Source organism: Paenibacillus sp. B1-35 (assembly GCF_050474385.1).
Lineage (GTDB): Bacteria > Bacillota > Bacilli > Paenibacillales > Paenibacillaceae > Paenibacillus_B > Paenibacillus_B alvei.
Window position 1 is genome coordinate 198495 of the sequence record NZ_JBCHVJ010000002.1, and the last position, 24016, is coordinate 222510.

21 protein-coding genes and 4 pseudogenes are annotated in these 24016 nt (G+C 41.2%); 18 read left to right on the forward strand and 7 right to left on the reverse strand.

What is annotated here, in order from left to right; translation table 11 throughout:
* Positions 1-72 precede the first annotated feature (72 nt).
* The 5 genes from ACQ5BJ_RS08375 to ACQ5BJ_RS08395 all read left to right on the forward strand — a co-directional run bounded on the left by ACQ5BJ_RS08375 (position 73) and on the right by ACQ5BJ_RS08395 (position 8598).
* Positions 73-5955: an RHS repeat-associated core domain-containing protein gene (locus tag ACQ5BJ_RS08375; protein WP_430110140.1), complete on the forward strand. Its 5883-nt coding sequence runs from the start codon at positions 73-75 to the stop codon at positions 5953-5955.
* Positions 5956-5981: 26 nt separating this feature from the next.
* Entirely contained in the window at positions 5982-6530 is a 549-nt protein-coding gene (locus ACQ5BJ_RS08380) for a hypothetical protein (protein WP_005547770.1), read from the forward strand.
* A 508-nt stretch (positions 6531-7038) separates the two neighbouring features.
* A complete protein-coding gene (locus ACQ5BJ_RS08385; RefSeq protein WP_081505752.1) occupies positions 7039-7170 on the forward strand; it encodes a helix-turn-helix domain-containing protein in 132 nt (43 codons plus the stop codon).
* 167 nt (positions 7171-7337) lie between these two features.
* Positions 7338-7892, forward strand: a complete 555-nt coding sequence (locus ACQ5BJ_RS08390; protein WP_430110138.1) for a hypothetical protein — start codon at positions 7338-7340, stop codon at positions 7890-7892.
* 13 nt (positions 7893-7905) lie between these two features.
* The gene (locus ACQ5BJ_RS08395; RefSeq protein WP_005547774.1) at positions 7906-8598 is read left to right on the forward strand and encodes a hypothetical protein; all 693 of its coding nucleotides are present in this window, start codon (positions 7906-7908) and stop codon (positions 8596-8598) included.
* Positions 8599-9258: 660 nt separating this feature from the next.
* Here the strand turns inward: ACQ5BJ_RS08395 and ACQ5BJ_RS08400 are convergent.
* A complete protein-coding gene (locus ACQ5BJ_RS08400; RefSeq protein ID WP_040735994.1) occupies positions 9259-9438 on the reverse strand; it encodes an IS3 family transposase in 180 nt (59 codons plus the stop codon).
* Between the two features lie 5 nt (positions 9439-9443).
* Here ACQ5BJ_RS08400 and ACQ5BJ_RS08405 point away from each other — a divergent pair, with 5 nt between their 5' ends.
* From ACQ5BJ_RS08405 to ACQ5BJ_RS08430, 6 genes and pseudogenes are all read left to right on the forward strand, one after another.
* A complete protein-coding gene (locus ACQ5BJ_RS08405) occupies positions 9444-11108 on the forward strand; it encodes an RHS repeat domain-containing protein (protein WP_005547776.1) in 1665 nt (554 codons plus the stop codon).
* A gap of 21 nt (positions 11109-11129) precedes the next feature.
* A complete protein-coding gene (locus ACQ5BJ_RS08410) occupies positions 11130-11513 on the forward strand; it encodes a hypothetical protein (protein WP_005547778.1) in 384 nt (127 codons plus the stop codon).
* Between the two features lie 14 nt (positions 11514-11527).
* Entirely contained in the window at positions 11528-11917 is a 390-nt protein-coding gene (locus tag ACQ5BJ_RS08415; protein ID WP_005547781.1) for a hypothetical protein, read from the forward strand.
* Positions 11918-12141: 224 nt separating this feature from the next.
* Positions 12142-12498: an IS110 family transposase gene (locus tag ACQ5BJ_RS08420; RefSeq protein WP_238555831.1), complete on the forward strand. Its 357-nt coding sequence runs from the start codon at positions 12142-12144 to the stop codon at positions 12496-12498.
* 148 nt (positions 12499-12646) lie between these two features.
* Positions 12647-12745, forward strand: a pseudogene (locus ACQ5BJ_RS08425) (RHS repeat-associated core domain-containing protein); the annotation flags it as partial.
* Positions 12746-13331: 586 nt separating this feature from the next.
* A complete protein-coding gene (locus tag ACQ5BJ_RS08430) occupies positions 13332-14111 on the forward strand; it encodes a tetratricopeptide repeat protein (RefSeq protein WP_005547785.1) in 780 nt (259 codons plus the stop codon).
* A 71-nt stretch (positions 14112-14182) separates the two neighbouring features.
* Here ACQ5BJ_RS08430 and ACQ5BJ_RS08435 read toward each other — a convergent pair.
* Positions 14183-14573: pseudogene (locus ACQ5BJ_RS08435) on the reverse strand (IS3 family transposase); the annotation flags it as partial.
* Between the two features lie 16 nt (positions 14574-14589).
* On the opposite strand from ACQ5BJ_RS08435, the gene ACQ5BJ_RS08440 reads away from it, so the two are divergent.
* Both ACQ5BJ_RS08440 and ACQ5BJ_RS08445 read left to right on the forward strand, forming a co-directional pair.
* On the forward strand, positions 14590-14850 hold the full coding sequence (locus ACQ5BJ_RS08440) for a hypothetical protein (protein ID WP_238555832.1): 261 nt from the start codon (positions 14590-14592) through the stop codon (positions 14848-14850).
* Positions 14851-15302: 452 nt separating this feature from the next.
* Positions 15303-15698 carry a DUF5412 family protein gene (locus ACQ5BJ_RS08445; protein WP_171420097.1) on the forward strand — a complete coding sequence of 132 codons (396 nt, stop codon included), beginning with the start codon at positions 15303-15305 and terminating at the stop codon, positions 15696-15698.
* Between the two features lie 142 nt (positions 15699-15840).
* Here the strand turns inward: ACQ5BJ_RS08445 and ACQ5BJ_RS08450 are convergent, their stop codons facing one another.
* Positions 15841-16098, reverse strand: a complete 258-nt coding sequence (locus ACQ5BJ_RS08450) for an integrase core domain-containing protein (RefSeq protein ID WP_430113396.1) — start codon at positions 16096-16098, stop codon at positions 15841-15843.
* A gap of 914 nt (positions 16099-17012) precedes the next feature.
* Here ACQ5BJ_RS08450 and ACQ5BJ_RS08455 point away from each other — a divergent pair.
* Together ACQ5BJ_RS08455 and ACQ5BJ_RS08460 are read left to right on the forward strand one after the other, a co-directional pair.
* Entirely contained in the window at positions 17013-17282 is a 270-nt protein-coding gene (locus ACQ5BJ_RS08455) for a hypothetical protein (protein WP_430110132.1), read from the forward strand.
* An 89-nt stretch (positions 17283-17371) separates the two neighbouring features.
* Complete coding sequence (locus ACQ5BJ_RS08460) at positions 17372-17905, forward strand: hypothetical protein (protein ID WP_005547791.1); 534 nt, start codon at positions 17372-17374, stop codon at positions 17903-17905.
* A 139-nt stretch (positions 17906-18044) separates the two neighbouring features.
* Here the strand turns inward: ACQ5BJ_RS08460 and ACQ5BJ_RS08465 are convergent, their stop codons facing one another.
* Complete coding sequence (locus ACQ5BJ_RS08465) at positions 18045-18236, reverse strand: transposase (RefSeq protein WP_005547793.1); 192 nt, start codon at positions 18234-18236, stop codon at positions 18045-18047.
* Between the two features lie 364 nt (positions 18237-18600).
* Between ACQ5BJ_RS08465 and ACQ5BJ_RS08470 the strand changes: the two genes are divergently transcribed.
* The 3 genes and pseudogenes from ACQ5BJ_RS08470 to ACQ5BJ_RS08480 form a co-directional block, all read left to right on the forward strand.
* The gene (locus tag ACQ5BJ_RS08470; RefSeq protein ID WP_005547794.1) at positions 18601-19218 is read left to right on the forward strand and encodes a hypothetical protein; all 618 of its coding nucleotides are present in this window, start codon (positions 18601-18603) and stop codon (positions 19216-19218) included.
* An 821-nt stretch (positions 19219-20039) separates the two neighbouring features.
* Positions 20040-20770: pseudogene (sigK, locus tag ACQ5BJ_RS08475) on the forward strand (RNA polymerase sporulation sigma factor SigK).
* 12 nt (positions 20771-20782) lie between these two features.
* Positions 20783-21308 (forward strand): annotated as a pseudogene (locus ACQ5BJ_RS08480) (SDR family oxidoreductase); the annotation flags it as partial.
* Here ACQ5BJ_RS08480 and ACQ5BJ_RS08485 read toward each other — a convergent pair.
* The 3 genes from ACQ5BJ_RS08485 to ACQ5BJ_RS08495 form a co-directional block, all read right to left on the reverse strand.
* Positions 21288-21497, reverse strand: a complete 210-nt coding sequence (locus tag ACQ5BJ_RS08485) for a DDE-type integrase/transposase/recombinase (RefSeq protein WP_430110129.1) — start codon at positions 21495-21497, stop codon at positions 21288-21290. The pseudogene ACQ5BJ_RS08480 and the gene ACQ5BJ_RS08485 overlap by 21 nt on opposite strands.
* Before the next feature lie 148 nt (positions 21498-21645).
* Entirely contained in the window at positions 21646-21939 is a 294-nt protein-coding gene (locus tag ACQ5BJ_RS08490; RefSeq protein ID WP_430110127.1) for an IS3 family transposase, read from the reverse strand.
* A 239-nt stretch (positions 21940-22178) separates the two neighbouring features.
* Positions 22179-24011, reverse strand: a complete 1833-nt coding sequence (locus ACQ5BJ_RS08495) for an acyltransferase family protein (RefSeq protein ID WP_430113390.1) — start codon at positions 24009-24011, stop codon at positions 22179-22181.
* Positions 24012-24016 lie beyond the last annotated feature (5 nt).

The window sequence follows — 24016 nt, forward strand, 5'->3', positions numbered from 1 at the left end:
AATGGATCGGCGCCTTGCGTTCGAATCCATTTCCTTCCTATTTTACTCATGCTGCAAGGAGGCACTTATTACGTGAATGCTATCAAAGCGGCATTCGGCCGAAAGAATGTTCGAGATTCGTATTTTCATAAATGGGCGAAGAAAGCTGTAAAGCCGCTCTTAAGCGGTATAATTGCAATTATTGTAGTCATTTCTGGAATCCCGCTATACCCTGGAGACCAAATGGGTCAGGCTCATGCCGCGACGATTAACGCATCGATTAACCCATCGAAGTTTAACTTGGTCTATAGCGGGAAAACGGAAATAGCATGGAACTATCAGGATCGATCTCACAGCACAACATTGGAAATATGTAAGGTGAAGCCAATTAAGCTGCCTCCCCCTCCTAAGGGAGCAGAACCGCCTACTCCATATTCCCGTACAACGTTGGAGCAAATTCGCACGGTTCCAGATACCGGACAGAAAAGTTATAAGGAGAGCTGGAACGGATATGTGAACAATAAGCCGCTTTCAGCCACGAACGAATCTTATACGATATGCGTTGTTCCGAGCGGAGCAGAGAAATATTTTTCTTTTGCTAATGTGACGATCGATAACCCTGCTCCTCCAAAACCTGCTCACCTGCAAGTTTTGCCTAACTTGGACTCGACGTCCCACATCATTCGAGGGGTTGCTGAGCGCGGGACAAAGGTGCGTTTGTCGATTCAGTACACGAAACGAGAGAAAAATGGCAACAAGTATGATCAGGTACGCGGTGATACAGTAACCTACGAAGTCAATGTGCCGTTCGATGACAATGGGAAGAACGACGGCTCGCACTTGACATGGTCGAAGGATTTTGATTACAGCACATACTTCACGGACTTTCCGGAAAGAGATGATAACAAGCCAGCTAAATACGTGCGGGAGTGGCAGCTTCCGATTGAGCTGAAAGAATATGAACTAGCAGACATTACGGCTACTACCGAAAGATTGCCAAGCAATCCGTTCTATAATACGAACAACCCTGCTTCGAATCAATCTGCCTTGACGGACAGTTCCGGCATTTTTGATGTGCGAGGTTATTCGGATTTACGTGTCGAGCGTTTTGTGGCACCCGCCTGGGACGTTAGCTGGGGTGCACTGGCAGGGTATTATTATAAAGCAACAAGCATCGCCATGATGGATAAGAAAATTGTAGAGATGGCGAATGACAATCTTATTCCTCTAGGGATCTGTAAGGAAAATGTGGTTTGCCCACAGAGAATGGAGAAAGGCTGGAACCTTATTCTTCAGGATCATCCGGTTAATCAACAACACGACTTGCAATTGTCAGGGAATATTTTAGAGCAATTTTTAGGTGATTTAACACCTGAAGCTATTGCGAAACGCGGTAATTTTCCTAACCCGTCCTGGTGGGATCCAATCAACTTGGCAACGGGCAACTTCGATTTCAGGCATACGAACATGTCGTTGCAAGCAGTCATGCCGCTCGATTTCGCGGTAACGTACCATAGCCGGGACGACTATAACGGATCTATCGGATACGGGTGGCACCATTCCTGGGAATGGCGTGTAGAACGTGAAGATCAGACGATCGTGAATGTTGTTACGCCAGAGGGGGCCAAATACACCTATAAGCCGACAAGCGACGGCCATTACCGTACGCCTGATGGGACTTACAATACGCTCATCAAGCAGGCCGATGGCACGTATCTCATGGAGACGCCTCGGAATTGGAAATATATTTTCCGTCAAGACGGACTGCTCTATTCGATCACAGACCATAACGGCAACCAGACCCAACTGACTTACCAAAATACCGTATTGCAGAAAGTAGAGACAGTTGGAGCTTCGATGACGTTCAATTACGGTCCGGGAGGAAAAATCGCAACCGTAACCGACCAAACGGGGCGTCAAGTCAAGTATGGGTACGATGAAGACACGCATGACCTAATCTCGATCGAGTTGCCTGACGGCGCTGTGATTCGCTTCAAATATGATGATAAGCACCGGATGACCGAGATGACGAACCCAGAGGGGAATTCCACACTCGTTAATACATACGACGATAATGGGCGGGTTATCCGACAAAAAGATTTTAACGGAAATACTGGAACAGTTCGATATCTCTTGAATGAACGGAAGACCATCACGACCGATCCGCTTGGTCAAGAGAAAACGTTCGAATACGATGATCGGTATCGTCAGACCGCTATTCATTATCCGGATGGTACGGTTGAACGATTTGCCTACGACAGAAACGACAACATGACCATTCATGTAGACAGGAAAGGAAACAACTGGCAATACGAGTATGACGAAAAAGGAAATTTGACGAAGACAATCGATCCTTTACAACATACGACTGTCACCACCTACAACAGATTCAACATGCCAGAGACGATTACAGATACGCTTGGCAACGTCACAACAATTTCCTACGACCAACATGGGAATATGATCGGCATGACAGATGCGCTCGGACAGCAGTCGGTCATTACTCGGGATACGGACGGCATGCCGAACGGTATTGTGAATGAGCAAGGGGAGAAGGTCGAGCTGCGAAATGATCCTGCGGGCTTCGCGGAATATGTGACGGATCCGGCAGGGTTTAAGCAGCGCTTGCTTCGCGATGGTCTCCACCGTGTGAAAGAACAGATCGATCCGTTAGGCCAAATCACCAAAGTAGAATACGACCAAGGGGATCGCGTCAAAACGCGGATCGATGCACTTGGGAATCGCGAGCAATTTGGCTACGACAAGGACAGCAACCTGATTTCGTACACGGATGCATCCGGTTCCAAGACAACCATGACGTACGCCTTCAATAAAGTGCATACGGTAACCGATCATCTAGGTAATCAATCGACGTATGAATATGACCAGCTCGGCCGGGTAAAGCGGAGAATTGCGCCAAATGGGGCCGTGACAACGTATAGCTATAACGATAAAACCCGGACCGAGACGATGACGGAGCATTATACGGACGAACATGGCGTGAAGCGCGCTTACGTAACGGAGTATCGATTCGATGCGAATGGCAACTTGGAATGGCAGAAAAATCCGAACGGTGGCATCACCCAAATTCAGTATGATGAGCGCAACCTGCCCACGCAGGTAACAGACCCTGAAGGTGCGGTGACCGTCTATGCGAATGATGCGCTCGGACGCCTGACACAAGAAACCGACCCACTTGGGGCAACGACGGCGTATACATACGACAAACTCAACCGACTGACTACGGTTACCGATGCGCTTGGGCAAGAAACCAAGTTTGAGTATGATAAAGTCGGGCGTTTGAAACAGACGGTTAAGCCTAGCGGAGCGATCTGGAGAATGGGATATGATGCTCGCGGGCTTTTGACGGAAATCATCGATCCGATGGGCAGCGTGACGACAATTCAGCTGGATGAGCTTGGCCGCGCTGTTGCATCCAAAGACGCCATGGGCGCAGAGACAAGATATAGCTACGACGCACTCGGACGGATCACTTCGATTACCGATCCGTTGGGTAATACGACGAAGCAAGAATACGATGCAGTCGGACGGCTGCTCAAGACAATTGATGCGAAGAGTCACGAGACTTCATACAGCTACGACGCCTTGGGGCAACTCAAGAAAGTAACCAATGCGCTGGGCGAGGAAACGACCTATAGCTATGATACATTAGGAAATCTTTCTAAAAAAACAACAGGCTCCGGTGCAAAAACGCAATGGACGTACGATCTGCTGGGCCGTCTTACGCAAGAAACGAATCCGAACGGCGAAACGGAGCAGTACCGCTATAGCCCAACGACAGCAGAGCTAGCAGAGAAGAGAGATGGGCTTGGTCGCACCACAACCTATTCGTTCGATAAACGAGGTGCGGTTACAGGAATAAGGCTGCCGGACGGCGAAATACTGAGTTACCGCTATGACGGTCGAGGGCAACTCGTGGGGGCCGACACTTTGCATGATAAGAAGTCGCTTTCCTACGACGCATTAGGCCGCGTCACAAGCATCCATAATGAAACGTGGAACAAAGCAGTTCAATTTGCCTATGATGCCGCCGGCAATCGGACAGCAGTAACCGATCCAGAAAAACGAACCATAACGTATACGTACGACGTGCTGAACCGACTCACGTCGATGACGGATCCGGATGATTTTACTACGAAGTTTGCGTACGACAAGTTAGGTGCGCTAACCAGCATCGAGCGTCCGAACGGCATCAACACCACGTATACCTACAATGCCAACCATTGGATGACGGGCCTTGAGAATCGCGGAAACTTTACACACAATTCGTTCACGTACCAATATGACAAGGTCGGCAACGTAAAATCTCAAGTCGAAGAAGACGGAGCTCGAACGACCTACGCCTACGATCCGCTGGACCGAGTGTCGAAAGTTGAATATCCACAAGCGAAGAACGCGGAAATTTTGAAAATCTACGATCTGCCGTTCAAGAAAGCGTATCGCAACTGGTCGCCCTACTCGTATCGCAACGCCATGGTGACCCCGTCGAAAACGGTAGAGTACGCCTACGACAAAGACGGCAACCGCCTGACGATGAGAGAAGACGGCAAGACGACAACCTATAAGTACGACCCTGCAGGTCGCATGATCCAAGCGGGTAAAGAACAATTCAAGTACGATGCTAACGGCAACTTGATCAAGCAAATCGGAGGCAAGCAAGGTCATGTCACGTACAGCTATACAGGCTACGATAAGCTGAAAAGCGTGCAGTATGACGACCGATCCAAAGTCGAATACGAATATGATGCTTTCTTGGATAAGATCGCCCGTACCGATTTCTTAATCGACCCACGCCAGCAGGCGGGGCGAGAAGAAGCTCTGACCAAGCAGCGCATGTACTACCTGAACGATGGATTGAACGTGATGAAGGAATACGGGGAGAATCTGGAGCCTATCGCACAGTATTATGAAGCGAATGGTCAGATCATATCCAGAAGAGCGTTCCAATACACAGGTAGGGACAACATTGACGTGCCGTTGAACAAGCGGAGCCGACCGCAGGTGCGCGGCATGCTGCGCGGCGATATGACGTACTACTTGAACGATCAGCTGGGCTCGGTGACCCATATCACGGATCGCACGGGCGAGACACTGGAGCAATATCGCTACGATGCTTTCGGAAGCATGATGACCCCGATTACTCCCGAGTACAACACGATCGGCTATACTGGCCAGATTCTCGATCCGAAGACGGGATTAATGGACTACAACGCTCGTTGGTACAACCCGAATATAGGGAGGTTTACTACAGAGGATACGTATGAAGGGGATCTAGGAAGCCCTTTAAGTTTGAATTTGTACACGTATGTAAAAAATAACCCTTTAAAATATCTCGATCCAACAGGTCATTTTGAATTTTCTGTTGGAGATAAAGAAGCGCTACTTAGGTATCAATCTGTCTTTTCTGTTGGGCAAAAAGAAAAGAATCTGCTTATAATGCAATCTGCCCATGACGCAGCAAATTATCTTAGACTGAATTACGAATCTAGGGTAGACAGAACAAACTTCTTTAAAGATGGAATAGTCTATAAATCTCTTACGAAAGATATGTACAATGAGCTGTTGTTTGGTAATGCTAAAGAAGTACCATTACTAGATGACCCACTATTCTATGTTTTTGATGGTACTTTTGCACTTGCCTACAAAGGTGCAGTTAAATTAGCTGCAAAGACAATGGGTAAGAAAAGTGTTGAACAGACTACAGAGTATTTACTTAAATTGGATTTACAGTTGTTCGGTAAAGATCTCTATAAAGGTTTATCTAAGAAGATATTTGATGGCAAAAGGGTTAAAATTGAACTTTTCGAAAATGGAAAATATAAGGGATGGAAGCTTAGTAGAGATACTGGACTCAATAGTGGTGGGGGTTCTCATGGAGGATCTTATTGGAAATTGTTTAATCGTGAAGGAGAAAGATGGACGCTTACTGTTGATGGAAAAGTTTTAAGAAGATAATAAACAAATTAAAGGTGATTACAGGTATGAGAGTATGTAGTGAACTAGAAAAGCAGCAAATAAATAACTTGTATACAACAGTAAATGTGGAGGAATTGGTAGGTCAAACCATATTTTATAATGGAGTATTGGATATCTTCCCTAAAACACTAACAGAAGCCGAATCAAAGAATATTGATTTTCTTGAATTGTATAAATTACATGAACACAGATATTTGGCATTATTTAGAGACATCTACCAAAAGAATGGTAGCTCAATCTACGTTAGGCCATTTACAACTATCAACACTTCAAATAAATATTTATCAAAAAAGGGTATAGCAAAGGATGAACAGAAGTTTATAAGGCAGTTAAGTAAAAATGAAAATCAACTATTGAAAATCGAGTTTATTGAAGAATTAGATGTGCTAGTAAAGGCAACAATTAGAGAAATAGTGTTGTCAATTTTCTACTTGGAAGATATGTTTGTAATAGGAAATTATGATTTATCTCTCCCCGTTTCCTCTTTGACAGAAGAAACATTAATTTTCACGGGTAACCTTGCAAAGGAGCATGGGCTATATTTACGACGTTAAAATTGAATAAGATTGCCTGAGGTGAGTAGACCGTTCCTTTTTTAAGGACGGTCTATTAATTTTAAGATTATCTTTATGCTAAATGTAAGGAATCAAGAGTATTTTTCAAACCTATACGTCGTGTGGTTATGAATCGGGCGGCATGTCCCGAAAGAACTAACCCTCATCAACCCCGTATGATATTTTTCTTATACGGTTGTGCGTACATATAAGTGTTGAATAATATCCACCCTTTATGGCAAACCTCCTTCATTGTCATAACTCCGAAATCTTCAGATACCACCGTGTTTTGATGTAAATAGCATATCTTCGCTTTCTCACGGTTTTTCCGAAATAAATTGAAGTCGAAGAGTATTCAAGAGAGATTGATAGAATTATCGTTAAACGAAGAGTGGCATAATTTCTTATGTTCCTTTCAACAGAATATGTACTACATTCCGCTTCCTCATATGATTAGAAAGTGTTATGGACTAAGTATAAATGAGCGGAAAGTATTGCTTGACATTCTATGTATTTAGGAAAAAACGAGGAAGCATTCTCCTCCTTAGAAACAATTGCTTGTAACTTAGGCATTAGTGAGTCTACCGTAAAATCTGCTATTACTTCGCTTGAGGAGAAAAGATTCATAAAGACAGTTTGACACCACAGAGTCAGAATCGATATTTATATGTGCATAATAATCCGTTGATTTATGTGGATCCGAGTGGGAAAATAGTGGAGAGCGATAAGGTTCTTCCTAGAGAAACAATGAAAAAAATCGAAACTTTAACTGATGGATAGAATGATTTACAGAGTCAACTACTATCGTTGGATAATAATAAAAATAATTTATGGAAAATAATAAAAATAAAAACTCTTCGGGGTATAATTCACTTTTCGGCTCAGAATATTAGATTTGATTATTTCGGATCAATAGTGGATCCTACTCAAAGAGAAATTGATGCTGCGAGCAGTGCAGGGTACTATTTCGGTAAAAATGTTGATTCAGGGGCAGGGTACAAGGGAAGAGTTGATGCACAAAATGATAGTACTGGGACAAAAAGACATGGTCATATTTTTGGGCCTAAAGGAGAAGAATGGTCACGTGATTTTGAGAGGAATATTCACGATAGAAAGAGAAACAGTCCAGGCTCGCCACCTAAATGGGTACAGAAAGAAATGGAGAAGAAATTGAGATATAAATGGAAGGAAGCGGCTCAAAATCCTCCTGCCCCATCTAATAACTTTATAGATAGTAAAGATTTTGAAACTGGAGTAGCTGTAGTTACAGGAAGGTATATCATCTATCGTGGAATTAGGTTGCTACCTTCCTTAGTACCTGTACTATGGCCAACGATCCCAGCTAATTTACTTGCACCATAAGGAGAGGAATAAATTGAATATCTCTAGTTTGCAGTTAAATAACCCTATATCGGGAATATTCAGTAACGAAAGCATTAACATTCTAACTAGCTTGAAAGATAATATATTTTATTCAAAGATGAAAATGAAGGAATATGATTTTAATGGTAATTTTATCCCGAAAGTTGAGGATAGAATACAAATATCTTCTATTTGGATGTATGATATTAAGAATGAAGTAAGCAAAGAAATCATTCAGTTTGGTAATTTTGACATAAATGATGTGTATGTTACGGGAAACTATCTTTATTTTGTAAAGATTATTGATGCGGATCAAGATGGAATACTCAGTGAGGTAGATTATGGTAAGGGGGAAATGTGGAGGGTTCACCTACCTACTTTAAAGGTAGATTACTGTTTCAAGATACAACCATATAATTTTCATCGGTTTTTAACAGCAAATGATGATTATATCGTCTTTATATCTGAAGATAGACTTCCTTATGTTACAGAAATTGTGTTTTATAGTATTAAATCCCAAAAATTCTCTGTATTAAATAATTATTATGAGAGAGATTGGTATGATTTCAGGATAGTAAATCATTGCGATGGTGAGCCGGACTATTTTATTTTTAAAAGAGAAGTAGATGTACACTCAAAAACTGAGACATCTATTGTAAATGTAATTCATTGGTTGGATTTAATATCACAACTACAATGGGCATAATAATCTAAGGGAACGTTAAAAAGTTCGTTGTTCCTGGGATGTCTTCTTTATTTGCTATGAGTTCTTTGGATACGAATCATTCCTCTTGTTGTCTCCGAATTTCATGAAAGTATAGTTGCTTTCCAGAACTTGCTTAATTAGGCTCTTCGCTATATTGCGTGGTTAAAGGCACGTTTGCTAGGCTAATAGAACGATTTGACATGAGCCTCTGCAGGCACGATTACTCGTGAATGCCGCGAAGCATAAGGACTTCGCGATGCTAACCAGCTTATCATGCCCGCCTCTCCATATAAAATCGCAGTTCTTTTATCCCACTTCGAGTAGCGAAGAGACTTTAATTAGCCACAATGCGACTAACCCTCGCTGAAGTGAGCCCATAAAGTTAAACAGGTTATATCATTAGGCGACTGGTTGGGCATGAGTTCGGTACTGTACCGGACTCATGCCTTTTAGTTTATGGGCTTTAGCCCGTTGAGTGCGTGAAGCGCACGAAACAAAAAACCACCCGTTATGCTGTGTGAACTGTAACCCGTAAGATGGACACTTGAAAAAAGTGACCTCTTACGGGTGAAGTGCTCCTGTCAAGTAGACAGTATAAAAAACAAAATAGCTTTGGCACCGACCCTACACTTTGGTTGGTGCCATTTTTTATGTGCTGAACTAAGAAGGTATTGCCTGTAACTCCAATGGCGTCATACAGTTTAGTCTTTTTTGGTATCGATGATTATTGTAGTACTCAATGTATTCCATAATTGCTGTTTCGAGTTCTTCGAACGTATTGAATTTCTTGAGGTGATACATTTCGAATTTCATCTCTCCAGAATGATTCCATTGGCCCATTGTCTATGCACCTGGATAACCTAGGCTATAGGAATAAGGCTGCCACGAATTCCAGCTTTGACGGTCGGGGGCAACTAGTAAGTATCCATAACGAAACGTGGAACAAAGCAGTTCAATTCGCCTACGATGCCGCCGGCAATCGGACAGCAGTAACCGATCCAGAAAAACGAACCATAACGTATACGTACGATGTATTGAACCGACTCACGTCGATGACGGACCCGGATGATTTTACTACGAAGTTTGCGTATGACAAGCTAGGTGCACTAACGAGCATCGAGCGTCCGAATGGCATCAACACTACGTATACCTACAATGCCAACCATTGGATGACGGGCCTTGAGAATCGCGGGGGCTTTACACATAATTCTTTCAAATACGAATATGACAAGGTCGGCAACAAAAAATCTCAAGTTGAAGAAGACGGAGCTCGAACGACCTACGCCTACGATCCGCTGGATCGTGTGTCGAAAGTTGAATATCCGCAAGCGAAGAACGTGGATATTTTGAAAATCTACGATCTGCCGTTCAAGAAAGCGTACCGCAACTGGTCGCCCTACTCGTATCGCAACGCCATGGTGACTCCGTCTCAAACGGTCGAGTACACCTACGACAAAGACGGCAACCACCTGACGATGAGAGAAGACGGCAAGACGACAACCTATAAGTACGACCCTGCAGGTCGCATGATCCAAGCGGGTAAAGAACAATTCAAGTACGATGCTAACGGCAACTTGATCAAGCAAAGTGGAGGCAAGGAAGGTCATGTCACGTACAGCTATACAGGCTACAACAAGCTGAAAAGTGTGCAATATGACGACCGGTCCAAAGTCGAATACGAATATGACGCTTTCTTGGATAAGATTGCCCGTACCGAATCCTTAATCGACCCACGCCAGCAGGCGGGGAAAGAAGAAGCTCTGACCAAGCAGCGCATGTACTACCTGAACGATGGATTGAACGTGATGAAGGAATACAGGGAGAATCTGGAGCCTATCGCACAGTATTATGAAGCGAATGGCCAGATCATATCCAGAAGAGCGTTTCAATATACAGGCCGGGACAACATTGACGTGCCGTTGAACAAGCGGAGCCGACCGCAGGTACGCGGCATGCTGCGCGGCGATATGACGTACTACTTGAACGATCAACTGGGATCGGTGAACCATATCACGGATCGCACGGGCGAGACACTGGAGCAATATCGCTACGATGCTTTCGGAAGCCTGATGACCCCGATTACGCCTGAGTACAACATGATTGGTTATACTGGCCAGATTCTCGATCCGAAGACGGGGTTGATGGACTACAACGCTCGCTGGTACAACCCGAACATAGGGAGGTTTACTACAGAGGATACGTATGAAGGGGAATTGGGAAACCCGCTAACGTTGAATCTGTATACGTATGTGCATAATAATCCACTCATATATATAGATTCTACTGGTCATATGGTAGATAATATCCAATTGAATACGTATCTTCAAATAGCTAGGTCCGAAGGAGTAAATTCAGAAGCATACTGGAAAATTAGATCTATTTTGGGGAGTGAGGTATCAGGATTACCGCAGAATATAGCTGATAATAATAATAGGTTTAAATATTTATTTAGTCTAGCGACAGGTACATACTATGAAAAGGGGAAAAATACCTTAGGTAATGCTCAATGAGCTGAAGGAAAACTGCAAAAGATGTTTGAATTAGATGCAGAATTGGATTCGGTAATTGAAAATTTACCAAGTATGATGCTTAGTACAGCTGGAGGACGTATAAAAGGGGTAAGGAGTATTATTAATAGAACTCCAAATCTTGTTAAGGCTGCTGAAAAGATGGGCAAAGATCCTAAAGTACAGAAAGAGGCAAATGATCTAATTGCAAAATTTTTAGCTGGTAATAAAAATCCAGGTCTACGAACCGGAACGAAAAATTTATTTAAAGATATTAGTTACTTACGAGGGGAAAAAGGAGCAAGAGTTTTCTTTAGAATGGAAAAGGATGAAATGGTGATTCTAGCTAAAGCAAATAAGCATAATGAACAGACAGTAATTGATATACTGACAGATCTTTATAAATAGTAAAGGAGACTGATATGGAAATAAAAGGTATAAATTATCCAGTTCCGTTAAGTGAAGTTAAAGACATTTTTAATGATAATATTGATGTTTTTGTTAAGTTGGAAGATGGAATTAGTTATAGTGTGGTAGTAACTACGCCAATGAATATTTTAGAATATATGAAAATTAATGATCTAGAGTACATTCCTGCATCTCATCCAAAAATAATCGTTAAAAGTTTGACGGAAGAAAATATTTATGAAGCAATCAAAAGTTACTCGGAAGAAAATGCCTTCTGGTTAAAATTATTATATATAACTGGAGGTGGAGAATCTTCGCTCGATATTGAATACATCAATAATGTAATCGCAGAAATTGAAAAATCAAATGAAGAAATACTTCAAGCGTTTAACGAGGAAGAATAAAGACCGCATTTAGTATTTTGAAACCAAGTAAATTCGACAGTCTTGTTCTTTTTGATGAGGGTTATCAGTTGTGTAGAGTTATATCAGCGGGATAACCGCAGCTCCCTGCAAAGCGATCAGGTACCGAACATTTAGAGAACAAGCTACGCATACTACAGCCATAACCGTCTGACCCAAGTGACGACGGAAGAAGGATTGCTTTCTCAAGAAAGAGATTGCTAGGGTTGAAAATCGAAATCGAGCAGTTGATGGGACAACTTGGCTTTCAGCTTGAATCCATGACAGGGATAGATCTTATGACCATAGCGGAACTAGTGGCAGAGATTGATATTCATCGTTTTCCAACAGGAGATAAGTTGGCTCGATTTTCTGGTATTGCTCCAATAGTGGTTGGTTCAGGAAATAAGTCAAAAGTAAGCAAGTTAACCAAGAGTTGCATGACATCATCAAAAGCCTTGCTATCCGTCAGATCGCCGTTACTCGCACTAAAAGAGTGCCGAGGAATCCCTATTTTCATGCTTACTATTTACAGCGGATATCCGAGGGGAAAACGAAGCAGCAAGCCATTACGAGGAAGTTGATAATATCATCTATGCAATGATGAAGGAGAGATCAGCTTATGAGATATCGACGATTCCGAGAGAGCAAGTAGGATGATATAATTGGTGGTAATTGGTTGAGAGAGCCAGTTGCCACCTTCTTTATTCTAAGTTCCGTTTTATAAACTAGGATACGTATATGGGGCAGATTGATGATCCGCTAAGTTTAAATCTTTATACGTATGTACAGAATAATCCGTTGAAGTGGATTGACCCAAGTGGTCATGTGAAAGGATCTGTAGTTGATTATTTAGAAGGTATAGGGAGGGGCTCTTCCTTTGATACAAGAGCCGAATTAGCTCTTCAATATGGAATTGTGGATAGGCTTTCGCAGTATACGGGTACAGCTACACAAAACGCTAAATTGTTGAGTGTATTAAAATCTGATTTTGGAGACAAGTACGATGATCAATGGGATGACTTGTATGATAGAAATATAACTGAAAGAGGTAGAGGATCTGAAGCTAAAAAGAGAGAATAGAAGCAGATTGATCAGGCATTTGGTAAACGAGGATCTAAGGAGAGAGAACGAAGATCAAAAGAAGGTGGAAGAAACGATAGTAACAAAAGTTGGGGCGAGTTAAAAAAGGAAATTATGCAACAGTATACGGGCCACCGAAACCACAGAACTATTTTCAATCAACAGATACTGCCGAAAAAGTAGCAAAGGGAGTTAGTACAGGGGTTGCAATTTACTGGATTATCTCGGAAGGTACTAGACTATTTCCGCCAAGAAATCTTATTCCAATTCCGTGAAAAAGAGGGTAATCCACTCCACTTCAACAAAATTTGAAATTTAGAAGGTGATGCAATCTATGAAAGATTTTGATGAATTATTTGAGAAAGCTGAAATTAACTATGAAGAAGGTAATTATCAGTCTGCTCTTATTCTTTTTAAGGAAGCACTTACTGTAAGTTATTCTGGTGATTGTTTAAATTATATCGCGTGCTGTTATTTGAATTTAGGTGAATTAGTTAAGGCCAAAAGTATATTACAGGACTTAAATACGAAGAATCCACTTTGGGAAAGACCGTTTATTAATCTTGGGAGGGTGAATTTAAAACTAGGGAATACTGAGGAAGCATTAAAGTCTTTTGAAACTGCTGTTAAAGTTGAACCTGATAGTGAGGATGCATACTTTTATCTTGGTGTGTATTATTTTCAGGAAAGAAATTACATACAAGCCATAAAATGTTATGAAAAATCCTTGTCTATTGATAGTGAGCAAGCTGAAGCTCACTTAAATTTAGGATTGTGTCATCTTAAATTACATGTGTTTGATAAAGCTCTATATGAATTTAAACAGGCCTACTTATTAGACACTGAGTGCATGTATGCAATTTATAATCAGGGAATAACATATTATTTAATGGGTAATTACAAGGAAGCGTTAGATAATTATCTCAAGGCATACGATGATATGACTGATGATATAGATGTTCTGTATGATATCGCTCATTGCTATTATAAACTAAATGACTTCGAAAACTCTATTAATTGGGGACAGAAAGTGTTGAATATCGATCCTGCGCATTCTTACGCGAATAAGTTAGTTTCAAATGTTAAATTGTTAATTATCAATAAAGGAGATTAAGTAGAGAATAAACAATTCAAACCACATGTGAGTGAAAAACTGAAGTGAGCCCAAAAAGTTAGACGATATAGTTAAGCGACTTCTACGGCATGAGTCCGGTATTGTACGGGGCTCATGCCTTTTAGTTTCTCCTTGATCCGTCTGTGATTATAGTATCTCATGTATTCATCCAGCTCTTGTTTGAACTGTTCAATACGTTCAAACTCCTGTGTGTAGATGAACTCAGACTTTATTTTGCCAAAGAGGTTTTCCATGACTGCATTGTCGTAACAGTTTCCTTTGCGTGAAATACTTTGCGTTATTCTAAGTTCCTTCAATGTCTTCTGAAAATGATGCATTTGGTAATGCCAGCCCCGATCGGAGTGAACAAGCAAAGTATCTTCGTCATCCAATCGTTCAAATGCCTCCGACCAGCATATTGGAAACAAGAGAGTAGACGGGGCGGGATTCAATTGTATACGACGGATTGTAATATGAAGTGCGACAGTTACCATTAATTAAAAAAATGGCTCATGAAAATGAACTGGGATACGCAACACAATGTATTTGTCCTTGTTGTGGCTTTCAATCAGGTTTTCATGATGATGCTATGGATGAACCAATGACTATTGAAAAATACAGGGATTTATGGATTAGCGAGGGTGCGAAATGGTTTAGCAATAGTAGAAATAAACTACAAAATTGGAGTTTAAAGGAACAGATTAAAAGCAAATATTTCGATATAAACAAAAACTTTTGACCTTGGGATGATAAAGTGCTCCCTGTCAAGTAGACAGTATAAAAAACAAAAAGTTTGGATTACTATACGGTCATCGATGTAACAAAAAAACTAAATGGTGTTATGTTGAATTATGAATATATGTATACTGAGGAAAGCAGCTACCTTGGGTCAAAAACCTGGATCTTTTTTACGATATTGTAAAGGGACATGCAGAGTTGGATTTAAAAAGTCTACCGGATTGGCAACATTCTCATTTCATTTATGCTGGCGAAGTTATTGACAATGTTAAACCAATTGATGCATTATATGTATAATTTGGGGTGTTATTCCATTACTAGAGCGGTTTTGAAATCTGGTGCTGGATATGCGCAAGTAAAGGCAGGTACATCGGATATTCGTTATTTCAGTTCATATGGAGATGACCCAAGAGACCAAGCAAGAATAGTACAAGGAATAAGCATTTATAATAAGTGGCACAAGAAATAAACCTTTGGGATATTGGTGGTGTTTCTTTGAAAAGACTTGTCATTGGAGTGTTACTGATAATATTATTCTCTGGTTGTTCCAGTAACCTATGTACAAATGAAGTAGTCAAAATGATTGAATCCCCAGATCACACGTATGTAGCTTACCTTTTCAAGAGAGATTGTGGAGCGACAACAAAAGAAAGTTATCAATTATCAATTCTAAAAAAAGGAACAGAATTAGGTAATGAAGAAGGGAATGTTTATATCTCATACGGTGATTTTAACATCGAGTGGAGTAAGAGTTGTGAGCTTACAGTTGAGTACTGGTCGAGTGATGTTTTCAAAAATAAGTCAGCATATAAAAATGTAAAAATAAATTACAAATACAAAAAAAGTTAATGTAGTTTATCCAAACCACAAACGAGACTAACCTCTGAACTGTAACCCCATTTATGGACAGTATTATAAGACAGTTAACATAGTCTTAAGCAGTTAGAAGGTGGCTTCTGAATTCATCAGGAGTCATCTTCTTTAATGTCCATTAGTAGCGTTCAGAATTGTAGTAGGTCATGTACTCATTGACTCGTGGACGCAGCTCTTTAAGACATTTACAGTCCTTGTAGTTAAGCTCATCCTTCATATAGCCAAAGAACGTCTCCATGGACGCATTATCCCAGCAGTTTCCCTTACGAGATATCGACTGTTTAAATCCAGCTTTGGCGATAAGGAGGTGGGTTTTAGGGTGCGTGCGTATAGTGCATACCTTGGTCGGAATGGAAGATGGTGTCGGGATGAATATTGCCGTCCAGTCGTTTGAGTAAGCGAGTTATTGTCATGTTCAACCAAGGATAACTCCAATGTAGAAGAGAGATAGTGCGCCAAAATCTGCTTCGTAGCACCATCCTTCATACAAGAAAGATACGCACACTGACCACTGCCATAGCGTATGTATATGATGTCTGTAAGGAAGACTTTCTCTGGTTCTCCTTGATCAAACTGACGCTCGAAGATTGGGACATGTATGATGTCCCTGAGTCGCTTTAGCCATCTTGCGATAGGGATTGCTTGACGGTAGTTGGCGAGCCTCTTCAGCGCTGCACCAACGGTAATAGCTGCTTGTACTTACTTCGGCAATCTGACATAGATAACGTGTTACTCATTGTAAATCATGCTTTCGAATTGTTTGATTAATGAGTTGAAAGCGCTCGGAAGGGGTCAACTCCTTACTGTTTCTCCTTTCGAGCGCTTCTAGCTTTTTTAAAAGCTCGTTCTCCGCTTCGAGGAGTTTAATCCGAGCTTCTGCTTGTTTCAGTTTCTCTTCTTCTGATGATTCCGTTTTTGAGTCTGCCCGTACTTCCTATGCATCTGCGCTCTTCTAGTAAGCCAGCCTCACCGTACTTAGCGTAGGTCTCCCTCCAAAGATAGAGGCTCTTAGTAGGTGTTCTCTGAACGATGAGTCCGATACTAAAGCCTGCTTTCAAGAAAATCTCCATTGGTTACTCTCCTGGTGGTTAACTTGCACTGCTGCTAGCTTAAAGGCTGGAACATACGAGATATTCCTCCCCGGTACGCGGCTTCCGTTCGGATTGGACTCCAACAGCCTGATCTCCGTTTCAGTAAATCCTGTTCTAGTTTTTCTCATGATGTTCATTCCCCGTGTATTCTCGATAGTATGATTAAAACACAAAACCCGTAAGAGGTCACTTTTTTCAAGTGTCCATCTTACGGGTTACAGTTCACTCAAAAGGAGGTGCAGAAGCAGCGGCCAATGCAATTGTCACAAACAAAAATGCTATATTATTTAATCCAGACAAGTTAAGCACTTCTATGAATACTAAAGTGGGTCTTTATTTTCAGGTGTATACTGCAAAAACTAATGCATATGTTGTTAATGGAGAAATATTAAATGAACTTTTTGGTGAAGTTGATACTCCAGGTGGAGAAGTGTATTATTTACGTAACCAGTATCCAATAGGTAAGTGAGACATTTGGAATATTAGGAAAAATATAGAAAATTCAATTGAGAATCATTCTATGGGTTCAGTAATAAATGCATTAAAGGAAAGAAATAAATGAAAAAAACACAAGTTATTCTAATCATATCAGTTGCTTTAGTGATCTGTATTGTAGCTCTACCGTGGATTCTAATATATGTTGGACTGCAACTTCAACCAGATCCTCCTCGTCCAGAAATCACCTATGGTGAATTTCCTTTCAAGTTAGTCTATGAAATAAATGGGGAAAGAAAGGTTATTCAAGATACGGTCATTTGTGAGTATGATGGGGTTGGAATGGATGAAGGGCAAGGTAAGCATAGAAAATGGAAGCAGCGGTATGTAAGTGGAAATAAAAATATTACTTTGTTGAAAATTAATAACAACAGCGAAATAGTTTACTCAGAAGGAAGTGCAAATTATTATATGGGGGATTTAAAGGAATATAGACAATATAATCCCTTGTTCCCTAATGCAATAATCATAGAGAAGGATATTGGAAGCACTAGGGTAATTCGATCGGATGAATTGTTTGAAAAATATCATATTAAACTAATAAGCTGGGAGTCAAGTCCACCAATCAAGAATACATTTATTGAATCCGCAAAGTAAATATTATTTAAGTTAAGCACACAGCCTATAACTATTTCGATAAAACGGTTATAGGCTGTTATCCGTTGCCCGGCCTTTACCATCCATTGAGACCTTCACTCCTGCTTGCCTCTCGTACTTCTTTCTCACTTTGTCGACTTCACTCTTCTTCACTCGTCTTCTTCTCAAAAACCGTGGTAGCACGCTCTAGAAACTCCGACTTCCAGCGGCTAATCATCAAGGAGCTAGGCTCATATTTAGCAGCAATCTCATTCACGGTCTGCTCCTCAGGGAGCACCTCCAGCACGACCTTTGTTTTAAACTCTGCGGTATATTGGTTTTGTTTTTCCATGGTTTCATTATAACTTATTTTTTCCCCTCCCGTGTCTCAACCTATAGGAGCATTATAAATAATGCAGTTGTATTAATGACAGCTAGTATAGGGAATATTTTGAATGCGAAGGAAACTACATCACCTCCAGAGATTAATTATACATTTATCTTTAGGGATGGATCAGGCAATAAAACAAATTTAACACCATGTCCAGTAAAAGATAAAGATGGCTTATCCTAGCAACAAATAAAAAGGAATATACATTTACTGCCACAGAAGCTATCAATATGTCAGATGTATTTTACGCGAAAATTGATAACCATATTATATCTAACCTGCGTATTACAAAGTATCTCAATAAGGGTGAAATAGGAGTGATAAAATGAAGGAGTATATTAATTTCGTTGAGATTAAACAAGAAGAACGAATATATCAATGTAAGTTATTTGTTCAATTTATTGATTCGAATTGCAGAATTATCTTGGACTATAATAACAGCATGATTGAGGGTGGCGGGGACAGTTATACAAATGCATTAGAAAGTTTGTTGGGAAATTTCCAGCACAGTACAGAAATAAGGTTTGAAAATTATATTGCCGTCACTGAAGGAAAATCCAAGAATATTTTAAAAATTGAAGAGGTGGTTAAATTAACGGATGTACCCTATGAAAATGATCTTCAGTTAGAGTTTGTACTTAAGTCCAATTTCAAAGACAGAGTAATTACAACAACATCGTTTCATGATTTCTCTATTGCTTTTGGTAAATTAGTGAGAGAAATGAATCTTGCATGTGAAAGCTGTGCATATTGCTATTATGGTGATTTTAAATCAGATGGTGGAGAGGATTTGCGACATGGATGGTATTGTTTTAGAGAGATACAGGGGATAAATATGGAGGTTCCGTGGTTCGACCGTATTGAGTATTTCTCACAAGCAATTCCGAATATCGATGCGTTCCATTGGTGCCCAAGTTTTAGACTTTTAGATAAAATTTTTTAAAGGTCTAGTTTGGTGAAATTTATTAAATATAAACTGGTTACACATTTGTCCTTTTCTTCGATTAACATAGGATTTATAAAGGAGAGTAGCTGTAACAATAAGGTCGTCAATACGAGGTTAATAAAAAATTGGTGATATAATGAATATTAATGAAAAACGGTCATCTGACGAAAAAAGACAAAGAGAAATAGGAAAAAGAAAATCAATAGTTTTAATTGGTGTTATCTTAATGATAGTTGTGTTAATTTGTGTTATGGGATATCTGGTACTCAAAAATATCTTTACTGGCATTTGTGGGATAAGCAACTGTTAACGACAAACCATAAATGAAACTGCGCTTACTTTGTACAGGAGTCGCTACCGCATCACATTATGCTATCTTGAATAGAGGACAGCCTTACCAAGTATAAACGTAAATTCAAAAAATAGTAGCTCTAAAATTCAGTAAATCATTATAGAGTAACTTGTCAAACATTAGTCGGTTTTATTTTATGTCCCAAGTTCTTGTCATTTTGGTTTGACAAGAACTTGGGACATTTTCGTTTTTGACAAAAAGGTGAGGACATACCGATTAACAAATAACGATGTCGAATAATGGGATTACCGCGACATCGATACATAATCACATGTTGGATAATAAAACAGATGCTTAATGTTTCAAAGGTGTGGTTCAATCCGGTAGAGAATTGGTTTATAAATAAGTTGAATAAAACGAACGATTATATCAAGGGAAATGATTGAATTCGCCATTTTCTTTTCCCCCGTACAGGCACGCATAGGCAGCCGCCCACATAGAATGTAACGTTCTCATTCGGATAATCATGAGGTGTTTACGTCTTAGGAGGTGGAGTAATGCTTGGGTTTTGTCGTCGATCGCCATGTTCATTAAGCAGATTTCATTGTTGGTATCCTATGTAAAAAATAATGCTTTTCCCCAACCATTAGCGGAAGAAGAAGAAATGAAGCATTTGCGCTTAATGGCCGAAGGGAATGCCCATTCAAGAAATATGCTGGTTGAACATAATTTAAGGCTGGTAGCTCATATTGTGAAAAAATTTGACAATACGGGTGAAGATCTTGAGGACTTAATATCCTTGGGACAATTGGATTGATTAAAGCTATCGAGAGCTTCCAGCCGAACAAAGGAACGAAGCTGGCTACTTTCGCCGCTCGATGTATTGAAAATGAGATCCTTATGCACTTGCGATCCTTGAAGAAAACCCGTAAGGATGTATCGCTGCATGATCCAATCGGGACGGATAAAGAGGGCAACGAAATTACCCTAATAGACATCCTCGGTTCTGAGGCGGACGACGTTGTGGAGAAGGTACAGCTGAAGATCGAGTAGTCGAAGATCTATCAGAACCTTGAAATCTTGGATGAACGGGAAAAAGAGGTCGCCGTCGGCCGCTTCGGTCTCGAAGCTGGTGGCGAAGAGCGCACGCAGCGGGAGATTGCGAAGGAGCTGGGCATCTCGCGGAGCTATGTGTCGCGGATCGAGAAGCGGGCGCTGATGAAGTTGTATCATGAGTTTTATAAGGCGAAGCGGTGAGAAGAAAGATAGGAATTGGCCTTGGAGGGTGCGAAGGTCGTTGTGAATTTCGCAAGTAATCCAGGGAAAGCAGAAGAAGTCGTGAACGGCATTCGGCAAAGAGGCGGCGAAGCGATTGCCGTTCAAGCCGACATCGGGAACGTCTCGGAAGTTGCACGACTGTTCGACGAAACGCTGAAAGCCTTTGGGTGATTGGACTTTCTCGTGAACAACGCTGGTGACCTGTCGACGAAGCCGCTTACCGCATTCACAGAAGAGGACTTCGACAAACATTTCGCAATAAACGTGAAAGGAAGACATTCTTCGCAATTCAACAAGCAGCGCGAGTCATGAGGGAGAATGGCCGCATTATTTTATTAACTTCTCCACTTTGGTTGTCGGGATGATGCTTCCAACGTACAGCGTTTATGCGGGTACGAAAGGTGCCGTCGAGCAATTTACTCGTCATCTGGCCAAGGAGCTCGGATCGAAGAAAATTACGATCAACGCGATCTCTCAGGGTCCGGTGAACACGGAACTATTTAACGCTGGTAAGTCGGTCAGCGGGCGTTCCCTTACGGGACATGCTCATGGTAATGCCTTTTGCTTTTATTGCTTCTTGATAAACCTGAGACGTATATACACTTCCTTGATCGCTGTGAAGCATCATATCTGAACGTAGCGGAAGCTGATTCAGCGTGTCAAGAACAAAAGAAGTGTCTTGCTTGTCTGCTATACTGTAAGCCACGATCTCTCCTTTTATACAAGTCTAAAATACTTGATAAGTATAGTGTTTTTCCGCCGTAAGGCAAATACGTAATATCAGTCACGAGTTTTTGCATCGGAGCATCTGCTTGGAATTTACGCTTTAACAGATGTTCCGCGATATGTGTAGGCTATCCAGTTGGTTTGCGTTTCTTTACCTTGACTCGACATTGTAGTCCTTCACGTTGCATAATTCGCTGTACACGTTTGTGATTAATTTGTTGTTCCATTCGAAGCAGTGATGTGATCTTTCGGTACCGATAACGGAATTTATGTTCCGTACAGAGCTCTCGAATTTTCCCTACGGCATTATCTACACGCTTAGCTCTGCAAGATGATTTCCAACGATAATAATTAGATCGAGGAATCCCTAACCATTCACAGGCTTGGTAATACTTATTTCTCCTCGAATGGACTCCATCCAAGCGATGACTACTTCAGGTGACACCTCCTTTCCAACTCCTTGTACTTTTTTAGAACCTCTAACTGATGCTTAAGAAAACGATTCTCTGCTTTCATTTTTTTAAGCTCTGCAAGATATTTTATAAGGGTATTTCTCTTGAAGGTGTTTTGATTTGTCTCACGTTATGGGGTCAGTCCCGAGTTATTGCGCACCAGCTCTTGCTCTTTTTTATTTTCTGCTTAAAAAATCCGACACACTATCTCAAGGATTGTCTTGTTGTACGGCCTCAGCTACAAGTGCGGCGTAGAATTCCGCTCCCTCCCTTTGAAGATGAACGCCGTCGGCGGTGAAGTACGAATCTTTACCTTCGCTAGAAGAATACCAGTCCACAAGCGTTACATTCTGAAAATTTGCAGCTTCTTCCTCGAGCGCTGAATTAACCGTGTCTTGCCATTTTTTCGGTACCCGAGTATTTACCAATACGATTTGCTGAGCATCACTGAGCGAGGAAAGTAATTTTTGTAATTGTTTAGAGTTAAACGGACCATTCGTACCTAGCTCGATGATAACTCGGCGGCCAAGTTTCCCGTTCGCCTTGAGCTTATCGATTACTTTTTGCGCTTGAGACATTTGCCTGCCTACTTTACCGTCGACCACAATGCCGGGCAAATTTTTTTCCAGATACGGTGCAGCGTCAAGGATCACGGAATCGCCTATTGCAGTAACACTTTTACCCGATTTTTGCTCCGATGGTTTATTCGTTATTTTAGAATGATCTTCATCTTTAGGATTTACTATTGCATTAGAATCGTTACCTGTTTTATGGTTTATAGTTTTTGATGCCGATTGGGCTGGAACCGGCTTATCTGCATTCTTTGAGCAGGATATGGTTAATAGCAGGATTGGGATTACGAAGATGATAAGCAAATGACGAAATTTAAAATGGGTTTTCATTCTTTTTTTCCTCCAATAGTTTTTTAATAGACCGTTTCGTATAGGTTCCTCGATATATTTCCATGATAGTATGGCCAGAAGCAGACTAGCCCCAAGTTGAAGAAGGATCCGAAAGCTATCCGATGAATTGGTTGCTCCGGTAGGGCTGGTTAGGACGATGACAGGGTAGTGCCAAATATACAGACTGTAAGAAAGCCGTCCGATCCAAAGCAAAGGTTTACAACCCATAATCTTCGCGAGTCGACTCGCGGGATGGGCGAGAACAGCGATAACAATTGCAGTAATAAGGGATAAGAATACGAACCCCCCGTAATAAAGAGAATCTTCATACTCATTCGTACGCCATATCATGTAAATGATGATGAATAAACCGACTCCTCCGGTCAGATCGAGGATATTTCGAACTTTGCGGGAGACTTTTTCGGTTATAGATTGACTCGGCCACACGGTGGCAAGTGCAGCTCCGATCAACAGAGCAAAAACTCTCGTATCCGTGCCGTAATATACTCGACTCGGATCGGTACCCGGATCGTAAATGAGCGCCATCGCCAACGCCGATACGGCTGCGCCTGTAAGCGTGAGTAAGAAGATTTTGCCTCTTTGCGGCACAATGTGCAACATGATCATGAGAACGATCGGCCAAATGAAATAAAACTGCTCCTCGATGGCCAAAGACCATAGATGCCCGATAGGAGAAGGGGGACCAAAGCTTTCAAAATAGGATACATTGTGAAAAATGAACCACCAGTTGTTGAAATACAGGGCTGCAGAAGCAAAGTCACCCTGTAATGCCGCCAGCCGGGAGCTATCGAATAAGATGAGCCACAACGCTACAAATGCCAACATTGCGAACATGGCCGGCAGCAACCTGCGAGCTCGTCTTAACCAAAAATCCTTAAGATTAAACTTTTTGTTGTTTCGTTTCCACTGCAAGATGATCTGATCAGTAATGAGATAACCAGATAGAACAAAGAAAATTCCGACCCCCAAGAGCCCCCCTGGCGCCCATTTCAAGTCGAGATGATAAGCGATAACCGCTATGACAGATAGTGCCCTGAGCCCATCCAATCCCGGCATGTAATGCCCTGGTGGATGTCCTCTATTATCACCACTATGCGATGAATTCAAGTTGTCTTTCAATGTTC